The sequence below is a fragment of the Actinophytocola sp. genome, from assembly GCF_035712165.1.
GTDB lineage: Bacteria > Actinomycetota > Actinomycetes > Mycobacteriales > Pseudonocardiaceae > DASYTH01.
Genome location: NZ_DASTBH010000158.1, coordinates 25,472 through 40,107, shown reverse-complemented (window position 1 = coordinate 40,107; position 14,636 = coordinate 25,472). Strand labels below are relative to the sequence as shown.

Annotated in this window: 10 protein-coding genes; 6 read left to right on the top strand and 4 right to left on the bottom strand. The window is 72.0% G+C overall.

Annotated elements, in window-relative coordinates:
- Window positions 1-55 precede the first annotated feature (55 nt).
- The 4 genes from VFO68_RS09060 to VFO68_RS34260 form a co-directional block, all read right to left on the bottom strand.
- Entirely contained in the window at window positions 56-2,362 is a 2,307-nt protein-coding gene (locus VFO68_RS09060; RefSeq protein WP_325157744.1) for a GMC family oxidoreductase, read from the bottom strand.
- A 6-nt stretch (window positions 2,363-2,368) separates the two neighbouring features.
- On the bottom strand, window positions 2,369-3,433 hold the full coding sequence (locus VFO68_RS09055; protein WP_325157743.1) for an alpha/beta fold hydrolase: 1,065 nt from the start codon (window positions 3,431-3,433) through the stop codon (window positions 2,369-2,371).
- Window positions 3,434-3,560: 127 nt separating this feature from the next.
- Window positions 3,561-6,440, bottom strand: a complete 2,880-nt coding sequence (locus tag VFO68_RS09050) for a helix-turn-helix transcriptional regulator (RefSeq protein ID WP_325157742.1) — start codon at window positions 6,438-6,440, stop codon at window positions 3,561-3,563.
- A gap of 101 nt (window positions 6,441-6,541) precedes the next feature.
- A complete protein-coding gene (locus VFO68_RS34260; protein WP_414635477.1) occupies window positions 6,542-6,715 on the bottom strand; it encodes a malectin domain-containing carbohydrate-binding protein in 174 nt (57 codons plus the stop codon).
- 70 nt (window positions 6,716-6,785) lie between these two features.
- On the opposite strand from VFO68_RS34260, the gene VFO68_RS09045 reads away from it, so the two are divergent.
- The 6 genes from VFO68_RS09045 to VFO68_RS09020 all read left to right on the top strand — a co-directional run bounded on the left by VFO68_RS09045 (window position 6,786) and on the right by VFO68_RS09020 (window position 14,621).
- Window positions 6,786-8,003: a GAF domain-containing SpoIIE family protein phosphatase gene (locus VFO68_RS09045; RefSeq protein ID WP_325157741.1), complete on the top strand. Its 1,218-nt coding sequence runs from the start codon at window positions 6,786-6,788 to the stop codon at window positions 8,001-8,003.
- A 79-nt stretch (window positions 8,004-8,082) separates the two neighbouring features.
- Window positions 8,083-9,588, top strand: coding sequence for a DUF3375 domain-containing protein (locus tag VFO68_RS09040; RefSeq protein WP_325157740.1), 1,506 nt, complete (start codon window positions 8,083-8,085; stop codon window positions 9,586-9,588).
- Window positions 9,581-10,228 (top strand): DUF4194 domain-containing protein, encoded by a 648-nt coding sequence (locus VFO68_RS09035; protein WP_325157739.1) that lies wholly within the window; start codon window positions 9,581-9,583, stop codon window positions 10,226-10,228. Before VFO68_RS09040 ends, VFO68_RS09035 begins: the two co-directional genes overlap by 8 nt.
- Window positions 10,225-13,617 (top strand): ATP-binding protein, encoded by a 3,393-nt coding sequence (locus VFO68_RS09030; protein ID WP_325157738.1) that lies wholly within the window; start codon window positions 10,225-10,227, stop codon window positions 13,615-13,617. Before VFO68_RS09035 ends, VFO68_RS09030 begins: the two co-directional genes overlap by 4 nt.
- 186 nt (window positions 13,618-13,803) lie before the next feature.
- Window positions 13,804-14,229, top strand: coding sequence for a hypothetical protein (locus tag VFO68_RS09025; protein WP_325157737.1), 426 nt, complete (start codon window positions 13,804-13,806; stop codon window positions 14,227-14,229).
- Window positions 14,230-14,255: 26 nt separating this feature from the next.
- On the top strand, window positions 14,256-14,621 hold the full coding sequence (locus tag VFO68_RS09020) for a VOC family protein (RefSeq protein ID WP_325157736.1): 366 nt from the start codon (window positions 14,256-14,258) through the stop codon (window positions 14,619-14,621).
- Window positions 14,622-14,636 lie beyond the last annotated feature (15 nt).

Below are 14,636 nucleotides of genomic sequence, written 5' to 3'. Positions count from 1 at the left end.
GGTCGGGGCGGCCTCCCCAAACCGCCACCGACCGACCGCCTCGGGGTGCCCCCCACTACCCCGGTCCATAGACGTCCCATAACTGGCCGACGAAGAACCTGCCGAACTGGGCCAGCGCGGTGATGCCGTTCGGGCCCTGCGCCCGGAAGCTCTTCAAGGTCACGGCGAGATCCATCGGCTGGATCCGCAGGGTTCCCGCGCCGATGACGCCGGCGACCCCGGCGTCGGCCGGGAGATCGTCGTCGCCCTGCGGCGGCAGGTGGCCGCGCAACAGTCGGGTGTAGAGGGTCGACGTGTCGTGCCACATCCGGGTGGCCGGGCCGTCGTGCACGTCCTTCCACCCGACCAGGGTGCGCGGTTGCCCGGCGCCGTCGGTGAACCACAGCCGGTAACGCATCTCCCGGCTGCCGGGTCCACCGCCCGGCACGAACAGGTTGAACCAGCCGCGTTCGACCCGGTTGCGGCCGCCGCAACTGTCGGCCTGCACCCACCCCTCGGCGCGGGCCAGGTGCTCGGGCCGCGCCAGGAACGTGTCCACATCGTCGATGTGGATGGTGAGCTGGAACGACAGCCGGTCGGCCCGGGACCGTCCCTTGACCGGGGTCGATCGCGGATCGGTGGCGCCCAGGAAGAGGAACCCGGCCATCTCCTCCTCGAACGACAGCGACGTCGGCGTGCCGGTGCTCCGTTCGACCGGGCCGCGCCGGGCCGGCTTGGTCTCCAGCAGCCGGGTGGCCATCCGGTCGGCGAGCGCGGCGATGGTCAGCGACGGGTTGGGTCCGACCGGGCCTGGCATGGCGGCGCCGTCGGCGATGAACAGTCCGGGTTGGTCGAAGACCTCGCCGTAGGCGTCGCACACGCCCTCACCGGGGTGCCGGCCCATCGGCGCGCCGCCGAGCGGGTGCACCGTGATGAAGCGTTTTCCCAACCAGGCGGGCAGTCCGGCATGCTCGGCGCCGAGCACGTCGGCGATGCGCTGCATGGTGGCGCGCATCCGGTCGAAATGCTCCGCGCTCGCCTTGGCACTCCACGCGACGTCGAGCTTGCCGCCGCGCAGCCGCAACCGTCCGTCCGGCACGTCCCGGCCCATCCCGAGCAGCGGCAGCGAGTTGCTGGACAGTTCGGTGTCACCGAACAGGCGGGAGAGCTCGGCGGACATGTTGTTGTCCCGGGTGATCAGGGCCCAGATCAGGTCCACGAAGAACCGTGCGGGCCGCAGGAGGTTCGGCCGCGGGTCGATGCCGTTGGCCACCCAGTCGATGAAGCCGGGCTGGCCCCCGTCCTGGATGTAGGCGCCCCGGCCGATCTCGGAAGGGTCGTCGGCCCGGTCGCCCAGCCGGATCGCACTGGTGATCACCGGTCCCTGGCTGGCGTCGATCTCCCGGGTGCGACTGCGGTCCTTGGCCCGCAACAGGAACGTCAGCACGTCGCCGTTGCCGGAGAACCGGCGGCCGAGGGCGCCGGACAACCCCGGCAGTCCACTTCGGCTGCGCAGCAGGAGATACATGGTGCCGAACGTGCCGGCGGCGAGGATCAACCGGTCGCAGTCGATCATCGCGACGCCCGGCGTCCCGTCGTGCCGGGCGTAGGTCACCTCGTAGCCGCCGCCGGCGCGTTGCCGCACGGCCCGCGCCTCGTGCAGGGTGCGCAGGTCCGCGCCGTGGTGGCGGGCGGCCGAGAGATAGGTGTGGTCCAGGGTGTTCTTGGCCCCGTCGTTGCAGCCCATGTCACACTCGCCGCACAGCCGGCAGGTGCGGCGCGGCACGCCGTGCAGGTTGCCGTACTCGGGTTCGACGATCGGGATGCCGAGCCCGGGCTCGGCGCCGGGCTCGGGGGCGAAGCTGATCGCCAGCGGCGGCAACCGCCAGTCCAGCCCCAGTTCCATGGCCGCGTCGCGCATGGCGATGGTCTTCGGCGTGTGCGCGTAAGCCGGATGGTCGAAGGGGTAGGGCGTGGCGCCCAGCATCCGCTCCACCGTGTCGTAGTGCGGGTCGAGCTCCGCGCGGGTCACCGGCCACGACTCGTAGCCGCCGTCCCCGAGCGGTTCCTCGTGCACGAACCAGCGCTCATCCTTGCGCAGCAACACGTTGGCGTAGATGAGCGATCCGCCGCCGAGCCCGCTGGCGACCACCGAGTCGCAGCCGCTGAAGCTCCACACGTCGTACATGCCGTAGAGGTGGTCCTTGGGATCCCAGAAGGCGGTGCCCATCTGCGCCGGCGTCCTGGGGAACGAGCCCGGCGGGTAGGGCCGGCCACGCTCCAGGACCACGACGGACAATCCGGCGGCGGCCAGGCGGTACGCGGCGACCGAGCCGCCGAACCCGGACCCGACGACCACCGCGTCGGCGTGTTCGTTGACCATCCCCCGTCACCTCGCGTTCCGTTTGAGGAAGTCCAGAACGCGGGGGAACACGTCCACATCGGCGGACTTGCCGATGATCGTGTCGATGTGCCCGTAACCGGAGATCACCTCCAGCTCGTGCCGTCCGGGCGAGCGCCGGTCCAGCATCCGGTGGCACACGATGTTCGAGTCGGTGAACACGTCGTTGTGGTCGCCGGTCAGGAACAGCACCGGCGTGTCGACGCGGTCCGCGTCGGCCAGGTAGTCGTCGGGAAGATCCCGGTGCGCCGGGTTGGCCGGGTCGAACTTCACCGCGCGCCCGGCCCGCACCATCTTGTCGATGTGCCGGTAGTAGTTGACGTCGGCCGCGCCGTTCAGGTCGGCCAGCCGCTCGTGCACGTGGGTCTGGGGCGCGAGGTTCTCGTGCCGGTACATGGCCGGGCGCCCGCTGCCCCACATGAAGCTCTGCATGTGACAGGCCGGCACCCGGCACTCCGGATGGAGCAGGGAAACCGCCCGGGACAACAGCCGGCGCCGGGTCAGCGGTGGCGCCGAGCAGAACCGTGGGTCCAGATAGGACAGACCGAGGCCGTACTCGAGCACCGCAGGCCCCACGGCCAGCTTGAGCCTGGACAGGGCCGGGACTCGGGGCGTGAGCCCGACACTGTTGGCCACCATGCTGCTGATGCCTTCGACCACCCCGCCGAACATGCTCATCTGGAACGACACCGATCCGAGGCAGTGCGCGATCACATGGATCCGTCGTACCCCCACGTGACGGCGGAGCTCACGGACTGCGGCAGGGTGGTCGAAGGCGGCAACGTCGTCCATGGACTGCCGCCGGGTCTCCAGGTTGTACGGAAACCGGTTGCTCATACGGAAGTCCAGGGTCCAGACATCCCCGAAACCGTTCTCCAGCAGAAAACTCACCAGGTTGCGGTGCTCGGGCATGATGAACATGTCACTGGACGAGGTAAGACCATGGACGAGCAACACCACGTCCTCGGATTCCGCCGCGAGAAACCTCGTCAGCGTGAGACCGAGCTGATCCTCGGTCGCGAACGGATGCACCGATACCGAGACCCCCGACACGCCCTTCAGCGTGTACCTAGGTATTTTGCGATGCTCCATCCAACCGTCCTCCCCGGTCGTGGCGGTTACACTCTGTCAAATTGCCGCCGGTCGCGGCATCGTGGAAAACCCGTACATCTGTACGGAATCACTCGTCCCGGGCCAGCTTGATCGCCACGCCGACCCGCGAGTCGACCCCCAGCTTGGTGAAGGCCCGGGACAGATGGGTCTCGACCGTGCGCACGCTGAGCGAGAGCTCCTCGGCGATCCGCTGGTTGGTCAGCCCCTGCACGACCAGCTTCGCCACCTGCAGCTCACGGGGGGACAGCCCGAACGGCGCGTCGCCCTGACCGGCCGCGGCCGGGGCCGGCACCCGGTCGCCGAGCCGGCGGCGCTCCCGCACGGCCTGGGCCTCCAGCGCCCGGGCGCCGCAGGCCTGGAACGTCTCGGTGGCCTCCCGCAGCCGCTCGCGGGCCTGGCCGGAGCGGCCGGCCGCCTTGTGCGCCAGACCCGCGAGCAGCAACGCCCGCCCGGCGTCCAGGCTCCGCTGCCCGGCCCGCAGCCGCACCGCGGCGTCCTCGGCCAGCGCCGCCGCGGCGCCGGGGTCCTCGGCGTGCACGACATGGGCCCGGGCCAACGGAACCAGACCGGCGAACACCGGTAGCTCGGGATAGTCGAGGGCGGCGGCCCGCCCGGCCCACTGCCCGGCCTCGGCGTGGCGGCCCCGGGCGGACTCGGCCTGGGCCAACAGCTCACAGGTGGCCAGCAGCGTGGCCCGGTCCAGCCGGGGATTGTCGAAGTCGGCGCAGGTCTCCACCAGCGCGTCCACACCCTCGTCCAGCCGCCCGGCCAGCACCAGGGCCACCCCGAGGGCGTTGCGCCCCATGTAGCTCCAGACCTCGCTGCTGCCCCCGACCGCGGCCACCGCCTCCTGGCCGGCACGCAGCGCGGCCTCGTGCTCACCGGACCACGCCAAAGCCAGACAGAGCTGGGTGAGCGCGAAAACCAGCTGCTGCCCGGACTGCAGCAACCGGGCGCCCTCGACCGACTCGTCGATGATGTCCATCGCCTCGGGGAGCCGGCCGAGCGCGATCAGCGTGCGGCCCTTGCCGGCCAGCAGGTTGGTCAGCACGTAGGTCTGTCCCGTCGAGCGGGCCACGCCCGCGGCCCGCTCGAAGTTCCGCAGTGCGGTCGGATAGCGGCCGAGGCAGGTGCCGGTCCAGCACAGCCACGCGATCGCGTCCAGCCACTCGGCCAGATGAGCGTCGGGGGCCGCGTCGAGCACGCGCTCGGCGTTGTCCGCGCGGCGCACCGCGTCGGCCATCCGTCCGCCGGCGTAGGCGGGCATCGCGCGCAGCGCCGCCACCGCGACGGCCAGGCCCGGCTCCCAGCCGTCGTCGGAGTCGGGCATCAGGTCCAGCACCGCCTGCGCGGCCCGGAAGTCAACCCGCATCAGGCTTTCCGCGACCAGCCGCATCCGCAACGGAATCGCCGCCGCGGCCCGCGGGTTCGGCATCCGGTTCAGCTCGTCCAGCAGCAGCGCCCGGGCCTCGAGCGGCCGGTCCAACTGGCGCTCCATCAACGCGCAGATGCGGGCGGCCCGGGCCCGGCGGGCATGCTGACCGGCCGGGAGCAGGCGGAGCAGCTCGCGCGCCGTGTCCCGTCCGTCGGCCAGCCGGCCGCTGACTCCCTCCGCCCGGCACAGCTCCATGAGCAGTTCCAGCCGGTACTCCAGCGTTTCGGGCTCCACCGCGATCAGGTCGAGCGCCTTGCGCAGCCAGTGCGCGCCGGTCTCCGGCGCGTGGTCGGCCACGGCGCGGGCGGCGGTCACCAGCGTGGTCACGGCCCGCGTGTCGCCGAACGAGCTGGACCGCTCCACGTGGTGGGCCTGCACGGTGGCCGGCGCGCCGGCGTCGGCCAGCTGGGCGGCGAGCCGGGCGTGCGCGCCGAGCCGCCAGCCGGCCTCGGCGTACTCGTAGGCGGCCTGGCGCACCAGGGGGTGGCGGAACTGGAACCGGCCGGTCCCGGCCGGACGCAGGATGTCGCGGGCCACCAGATCGTCCAGACCGTCCAGCAGTTCCGGCTCGGACGCCTCGGCGGCCACCGCCACGAGCGCCGGCTCGAACTCGTCCCCGGTCACCGCGGCCGCCTGGGCCAGGCGCAGCGAACCCGGCGGCAACGCGTCCAGTTCCACCTGCAGCACGGCCCGCGCCGACGCCGGGAGCTCGTCGACCTCCATCCGGGACAGTGCCTCCAGATAGAACGGGTTGCCCCCGCTGGCCTCGTACAGCGCCCGGCCGCGCGCGCGGTTCACGCCGGGCCCGAGCAACTCCGCCACCTCGGCGGAGTTGAGCGGGTCGACCGTGATCTGGTGACCACCCGCGGTGCCCACCAGCGCGGCGACCCGAGGGGGCGCCTGCGCCGGCCGGTAGGCCACGGCCACCAGCACCCTGCCGCGCGGCGCATGCCGGACCAGGTGATCCAGGAACTCCGCCGAGGCGGGGTCGGCCCAGTGCACGTCGTCCAGGATCAGCGCGAGTCCGTGCGGTTGGGCGAGTTCGTCCACCAGTTTGCGCACCGCCCGGTACAGCTGGAGCCGGACGATCCCGCTTCGGTCGGCGTTCTCGTCCGGCTCGGCGCCGGGGATCCTGGCGGCCAGCGCGGGAAACACCGTGGCCAGCAACCGTTGTTGCGGCACACCGAGCCGCTGGACGGTCTCGGCCCGGGCCTCCAGGTGGTCGTCCAACGCGTCGATCAGCGCGCTGAACGGCATGATCTGCTCGAACTCGGCCGCCCGGCCGCGCAGCGTGGTGAGTCCGTAGCGGCCGGTGAGCCCGGTCAGCTCCGCCAGCAGCCGGGTCTTGCCCACGCCGGGTTCGCCGACCACGGCAAGGAACTGGAACTCGCCGGCGTGGGCCGCCTCGACCACGTCGTCGAACGTTCGCAGTGCGGCGTCCCGGCCGACGAGCGGGGATGCGCCGGCGGAACCGGCCGCCTTGGCGCGCAACGGCATGGTGTCATTGCTCATGCCGCATACCGGTTCTTTCGATCAAGAAGCGATCACCCCTCCGGTCGCGGCACACGGGGGCAGCGCGCGGATCAGCCGATGTGCGATCGAATGCGGTGGAACTACCGGCCGCACCAGCGATTTCGAGTGCGGAACCATCGGGTCGCCTCGACGATCACGTCGAACAGCCGGGTATTCGGTCGTGTTCGGTGTAGCTCGGCGAATCTTAGCTCAACCGCGTAAGTGCCGTTCGTCGCGTTTTCGAAACGATATTCGTATCGGCGCCCCCTAGGTATCCCAAATAGACGGCCGGCGCCGACCGCGTCCGGTCCGCACGACGCGGGGGATGGGCTCTAGGCTGGCTGGATGTCTGACCTACCCGGCGCTGAGGATCGGCTCAGGGTGCTCGAGGCGGTGACCGACTCGGCCCTGGCCCGGTTGGACCTGGACAAGGTCATCTCGACGCTGGTCGCGCAGGTGCCCGACCTGCTCGGCGTCGACACGGCCACGATGCTGCTCTACGACCGCGGCGGCGACCAGCTGATCGCGACCACCGCGGCGGGACTGGAGGAGGAGGTCTGGCAGGGGGTGCACGTCTCGGTCGGCATGGGGTTCGCCGGCCGGGTGGCCCTGCGCCGCGAGCCGGTCGTCATCGACCGGGTGGACGAGTCGACCGTGGTCAACCCGCTGCTGTGGCAGAAGGGCATCCAGGTCCTGCTCGGGGTGCCGATGCTGGTGCACGACGAGCTGGTCGGGGTGCTGCACGTCGGTTCCAAGACCCCGCACCGGTTCACCCACCATGACGTGACGCTGCTGCAGCTGGTGGCCGACCGGCTGGCCCTGGCCGCGCACATGCAGGCCGCCACGGCCGAGCGGGCCGCGCTGACGGCGTTGCAGCACAGCCTGCTGCCCACGCACCTGCCCAGCCCGCCCGGACTGGAGTTCGCCGCGCGCTACGTGCCCGGCGCCGGAACCGGCGTCGGCGGGGACTGGTACGACGTGTTCGACCTGCCCGGCGAGCGGCTCGGCGTCGTGATCGGCGACGTCGTCGGCTCCGGTCTGCCCGCCGGGATCGTCATGGGCCGGCTGCGCAGCGCCCTGCGTGCCTACGCCCTGGACTACGACGACCCCGGAGAGGTGCTGCGCAGGCTGGACCGCAAGGCCAGTCACTTCGAGCAGGGCGCCATGGCCACCATCGGCTACGCCGTCGTCGAGGCCGACCACCAGCGGATGCGGTTGAGCCTGGCCGGCCACCTGCCGCCGGTGCTGGCCACACCGGACCACCCGGCCCGCCTGCTCGACGTCCGGCCCGACCCGCCCATCGGCTTCGGCCTGCACCCCGGCCCACGCGCCAGCGTCACCGTCGAGCTGCCGGCCGGCGCGGTCCTCGCCTTCTACACCGACGGACTGGTCGAACGGCGCGACCGCGTCCTCGACGACGGCCTGGCGCGGCTGCGCGCGGCCGTGACCCCCGACGCCGCCATCACCGTCTGCGCCCATGTCATGGCCGTGCTGATCGGCACCGATCCGCCGCAGGACGACATCGCCCTGCTCGTCGTCCGCCGCACCGAAAACGTTGCCTGATGCAAAATTTGCCGACTGCGGCGAACCGTCGGAACCGGCCGGGTCGGCGGCGGCCGGGGCGCGCCGTACGCTGACCGCGATGGTGACACGAGGCGTGGAGGGCGCATACCAGGGGGCACTCCGGGCGTTCCAGAATCCGATGCTCGATCTGCTGCACCGGACCTATGCGCCGTTCGTGGTGACCGTGCTGGCGATGGTGTTCACCCCGGAGCGGCCGAAGGTGGCGGTCGCCGACGCGCATGTGGAGATCGACGACGCCCTCGACCAGTTGCGGGCCGCGGGCTACGGCGACGAGGACAACCAGCCGCTGCCCGCCGGCAACGCGCGCGACCTGTGCCGGCAGTGGGTGCACGCCGGCTGGCTGGTGCGGCAGGTCTCCGACGACGACGTCGAGGTCTACCGGCTGTCCGCGCACGGCGTCGGCGCGCTCGAGGTCGCGGGGCGGGTCGGCGGGGCCCGGACCAGGGTGTCGGAGTCCCGGGTGCGGACGCTGCTGGACGCCATCGCGCGGCTGGCCCAGGACGCCGACCCGGACGTGATGGCCCGGATAGCGCGCCTGGAGGTGGAGATCAGGCAGCGTCAGCGGGAGCTGCGCCGGCTCGAACGGGGCGGCGCCATCGAGGCCGTCGACGACGAGCAGCTGCTCGAGGCGGCCGAGAACGTGCTGCATCTGGCGCGGGAGCTGCCCGCGGACTTCGCCCGGGTGGCCGAGTCGATCAAAGCCATGCAGCGGGATGTCGTCGCCGAGCTGCGGCAGGACGTGCGGCCGACCGGCGCGGTGCTGCGCGAGTACCTGGCCCGGGGCCAGCAGATCATGGAGGCGACGCCGGAGGGCCGCGCGTTCGCCGGGGCGTTGCGCCTGGTCGGCGATCCGGCTCAGATCGACGACCTGTGGAGCCGGCTGCGCACGGTGCTGGGGCACCGGTTCACCGCGCTGATGTCGCCACCGCAGCGGCGTGAGCTCACCGAGATCGCCCGCCGGATCGAGCAGGGCGTCAAGGAGGTGCTGACCGCCCAGCGGCAGGCCTCCCATGTGATCACCGCCCAGGTCCGCAACCATGACCCGATGCGCGACCGCGAGGTGGACGAGCTGCTGCGGGAGGTGATGTCCGGGATGCACCGGTGGGTGCCCGGCTCGCGCCGCGCCGAGCCCGTCGAGCCGCTGCGCCGCCTGCCGGTGGCCGACGTCGCGCACCTGCGGCAGACCATGAGCGATCTGCGGCCGCCGCAGCCGCCCGCGCCGTTGCGGGACTGGGACGAGGCGCAGGACCTGCCCACCGCGGACACCCGGGCCTGGGGCGGGCCCCGCTACGCCGACCTCCGCGCGCACCTGGCGGCGTTCGCGGGCGATGCGGCGCGGGTCGACGTCGCCGCCGCGTTCCGCGCGGCGGCCGCGGAGCTCCGGCGCCCGGTGGACCTGCTCGGCCTGCTGGAGATCGCGCACGACCTCGGGATGACCGACACCGCCGAGGTCACCATGGTCGACACGGTCCGGCCGGACGGGACCCGCCGCCGGTTCGCCTTCGGCGGGGTGCTGGCCGGCGCCGACGGCGACGAACGGACGGGGGGCGACCACGATGAGTGAGCCGGACGGCGCGGCGGCCGGGTTCATCGAGCCGGTCTCGATGGAGGACGACCCGGCGGAGCTGTTCGCCGGGGACGCGGGCACGCTGGACGCCGACGTGCGGCGGGTGCTGGTCCAGTTGCTGCGGCGCAAGTTCCTGCTGGCCGAGAGGTACCCGGCGCAGTGGCGCACGCTGCTGGAGAACCAGCAGATCATCGAGTCGCGGTTGCACGACCTGTTCGTCCGGCTCGTGGTCGACCACGACCGGGGCGTCGCCTACAAGCAGCAGGTGCGTTCGGCCGAGCTGGACGTGCCGATCCTGCTCAAGGACGACCCGTACAACCGGGCCGAGGCCCTGGTGCTGGTGCACCTGCGCACCGTCTTCCAGCGGGAACGCGGCACGGGCGAGACCTCCGCGCGGGTCGACATCGAAGAGCTGGAACAGACCGTGCTGACCTACTTCGACCCGGACGACCACAACCTGGCCCGCGGCCAGAACGAGGTCCGCACCGCGGTGCACCGGCTGACCAGGGAGGGTCTGCTCACCGAGGAGTCCACGGACCGGTACCGGATCACCCCGCTGATCGAGATCGTGCTGAGCACCGAGAAGCTCACCGAGCTGAGCCGGTGGCTGCGCGAACAGAACGAGGTCGCCTCATGACGATGATCGACACGCTGTTCGGGCTGGTCCCGGCGGCGTCGCGGGGCCAGCAGTGGGTGGCGCGGGACCTGCAGCTGGTCAACTGGGGCGGCTACGACGGGTACCACCGGGTGCGGTTCGCCTCCGGCGCGACCCTGCTCAGCGGCGGGTCCGGCTCGGGGAAGTCGACCCTGATGGACGCCTACATCGCGTTGCTCATGCCGCACACGACGCCGTTCAACGGCGCGTCCAACGGCGGCGTCGTCGGCCGGCCCAGGGGCAAGGACCAGCGCAACATCCTCTCCTACGCGCGCGGGAAGCTCGACGAGTCCCGGACCGACGGCGAGAAGCGGTCCCGGGTGCTGCGCGGGGACGGCCGCGACACCTGGTCGGCGATCGCGATGACCTGGACCGACCAGACCGGCGCCGAGTTCACCGCGCTGCGGGCGTGGTACGTGCCCTCGTCCGCCCGCACCCTCGACGACGTCGTCGTGGTCCGCGCCACCCGGGACGGCGCGTACGACCTGCGCACGCTGGAAGGCCCGGCCGGCGGCCGGCTCGGCCGGGCCGCGGTCACCGCCACCGGTCTGACCTGTTTCGACACCGACCGGGACTTCACCGCGCGGCTGCACAGCACGCTCGGCATCGGCGCCGCGGGCGACGGGCACAAGGCGGTCGGGCTGCTCGGCCGGATCCAGGCCGGTCAGCAGATCACCACCGTCGACGCGCTGTACAAGACGATGGTGCTGGAGGAACCGTCCACACTGGCCACCGCGGCGGAGGTGGTCCAGCAGTTCGACGAGCTGTCCGGCACCCGGGACCGGATGATCACCGCCCGGCAGCAGGTGAAGGCGCTGACCCCGATCCGCGAGCACCGGGAGGTCATCGACGGCGCGGCGACCCGCCTGCGGGTGATCGACGACGTCGGATCGTTCACCGACGCGTCCTCCCCCGCCGCGTTGTGGCGACACGAACGCCGGCTCGACCTGTTGCGCGCGGCCGAGGCGGACCTGGGCCGGCGGCACCGCCGGGCCGAGCAGGAGGTGCGCGAGACGGCCACGCTGATCAAGACCGCCGAGGCCCAGCGCGACGCGGTCGCCGACACCCTGCGCGCCTCCGGCGGCGACCGGCTGGACACCGCGCTGCGCGAGATCCGCGGCGTGGAGCAGCGGCTGGCCGAGGTCGAGCGCTCGCGGGAACGGCTGGACCGGGTGCTGGGCACCATCGGCGCCACCGTGTCGAGCGGACCGGACTTCGCCGCGCTGGTCGAGTCGGCGCACCGGATGCTCGCCGACACCGACGCCAGGAGGACCGCCCAGAACCGGTTCGCCGAGGCGATGGCGGAGCGGAAGGAGGCCGAGCACGACCTGACCGTGCTGCGCGCGGAGCACAAGGCGGTCAAGGCCCGCCGCGGCAACATCCCCACCGACCTGCACACCGCCCGCGCCGCGCTGGCCGAGGCCGCCGGGCTCACCCCGGCCGACCTGCCGTTCGTCGGCGAGCTGATCGAGGTGCGAACGGAGTTCGAACCGTGGCGGGAGGCGTTCAACCTCGCGCTCGGCGGGTTCGCCACCCGGATGCTGATCGAGGCCGGCAGGCTGAGCGCGTTCCGCGAGGCGATCAACGCGGTGCCGGTCGCCCGGCGCATCCAGTTCGAGGGGGTGCGCACCGGGCTGCGCGACGAGGTCGGGCTGGACGACAAGACGCTGCCCGGCCGGCTCGACTACCGGCCGTCGCCGTTCACCGCCTGGCTCAAGAGCGAGCTCGCCCGCCGGTTCGACTTCGTCTGCGTCGAGACCCCCAGGCTGCTGGCGCAGTACCCCAAGGCACTGACGATCACCGGCCAGACCTCCGAACGCGGCCGGGGCGGGCACGGCGGACACGGCCGGTCCAACCAGCTCGGGTTCACCAACAGCAGGCTGCTCGCCGACCTCGAGCAGCGGATCGACCGGGCCCACGACCGCCTGGACGACGCCGTCACCCGGGTGGCCGAGGCGGAGACGGACCTCAACTCGTTCGAGGCCAGACGCACCGCCTACCAGACGTTGACGGAGCTGTCCTGGGACCAGGTGGACGTCGGGTCGGTCGGCGCCGAACGGGACCGCTGGACCCGCGTCGTCGACGAGGTCCGCGCGGGCAACCCGGAGATCGACCGGCTGCAGCGGGAAGCGGACCAGCTCAAGATGCGGGTCACCGGGCTGACCGAGCTGATCGGCCAGCAGAAGGACCGGGCGGCGACGCTCGGCGCGTCCTGGGAGGCGACCGTCGACGAGGTCGACCACGCCCAGCAGGCACTGGACACCGCGGCGGCGGCCGGGGCCGAGGTGAGCCGGGAACACCGGGCGTACCTGGCGGCGCTGTTCGACGGCGCCCCGGACGACACCGGGCCCGCGGCGGCGCTGGCGGAGTTCGACGCCGCGATGAGGCGGGCGACCGAGCGGCTGCACGCCGACCGGCAGTCGGCGGCGGAGTCGATCAGCCGGTCGCAGAAGGCGCTGCACGACACGTTCTCGATGTTCGTCGAGCGCTGGCCGAACCCCAACCTGGGCACCGACCCGGACGCCTCCTACCGCGACTTCGACCGCCTGCTCACCGATCTGGAGACCAGCGGCCTGCACGAGTTGGAGTCCGAGTGGCGCGACAGTCTGCTCAAGCTCTCCGGCAACGACCTGACCAGCCTGGACAGTGAGCTCGCGGCCGCCGTCCGGGAGATCCGGGACCGGATCGACCCGGTGAACCGGATCCTCGCCGGGTTGCCGTTCGCCGACGACGGCCACCGGCTGCGCATCGACCCGCAGGAGAGCCACTCCGCGGTGCGCGCCCGGTTCCGCAAGGACCTGCGCGACGTGCGGGCCGCCATCGACGACGCGGCCACGGACGCCGACCGGGAACGCGCCTACCACCGGATGGCCAGGGTGATCGACCGCATCCGCCGCACCGCGCCCGACTTCGCCGATCTGGTCGACGTGCGCAACCACGTCCGGATCAGCGCCGAGAAGTGCGACCTGGCCGGCGGGCACGTCGCGGTGTACGACCACATCGGGGAGAAGTCCGGCGGCGAGTCCCAGGAACTGGTCGCGTTCATCGTCGGCGCCGCGCTGCGCTACCAACTGGGCGACGCCGGAGCGCAGCGCCCGCGTTACGCCCCCGTGTTCCTCGACGAGGCACTCATCAAGGCCGACGCGCACTTCACCGGCCGGGCCATCGGCGCCTGGCGCGGGCTGGGCTTCCAACTCGTCATCGGCGCCCCCAACGACAAGCACAGCGCGATCGAGCCACACGTCGACGCGGAGTACCTGATCCTCAAGAACACCCACGGCAGGTCCTGGGCGAAGCCCATCGTCGGCGTCCCCGGCGAGGACCGCGCAACGGACCGCACAACCGCACAACTCCCAGCCGGTTCGGCGTGATCAGGTAATTCTCCGCCGGGCATTTGTGCGTTTTCGGAATCGGCCCGGCGCACACCCGTCGTGCCTGTTGACGGGCTCCGTAATGTGTTCCGCGGGGGTTACCGAAACCATTCGCGAATTCAGCCATTTGGGCTGGTTTTGAGGAGCGCCATGTTCAGGACTCGGAGAACGTCGAGGTTCGCCACGGTGTCGATACTGGCGGTCGCCGTGCCGGTGGTGATGTCCGGGGCGGCCGGTGCGTCGGTCGCCGTCGACGACAGCTTCAGCGTGGCCACGTTGCTGGGTGGCTGCGGGGCGGTGGACTTCGTCGACAACGGCCCCGGCGCCCCCGGCGGCGGCAACAACGACGACTACCTCGTGATCCACGACTACTGCTCCGACGGCTACGGAGTCTGGGGAATCGCCTACCGCAACGGGGTCAAGCTGGGCGAGCGCTACAACAGCAACGGGCTGGCGGGAGCACCGCTGATCTACGACCCGTACACGCACGCGGGCAACACGAACATCGGACCGGGCGACACCGTCCGGATCGACGTCTGCCTGGCCGACGGGAGCACCTCCGAGTGGAGGTTCCGGTGCAACTCGCGCACCGAGGAGAGTGTCGACGGTTGAGCGGAGGAGGTGTCGTCGCCCACCGGATGACGATCAGCGCGATCACGCTGGACTGTCCTGACCCGCTGGCGCTGATGGCCTTCTACCAACAGGCCACCGGCCTCGAACCGCACCCCCGGTCGGACGCCGACTTCGCCGGCCTCAACCGGGAGGACGGGCTGTTCCTCGGGTTTCAGCGGGTCGACGGCTACCGGGCGCCGACCTGGCCCGACCAGGTCGTGCCCCAGCAGCTGCACATCTGCTTCACGGTCGAGAACCTCGACGAGGCCGAGGGCCGGCTGCTGGGCCTGGGGGCGGGAAAACCGGACCACCAGCCGAACCGGCCGGCGGCGCGGGTTCTGACCGACCCGGCCGGGCATCCCTTCTGCCTGAGCACCGGCCCGTCCGCCTGACCGGCCTGCCAGGAT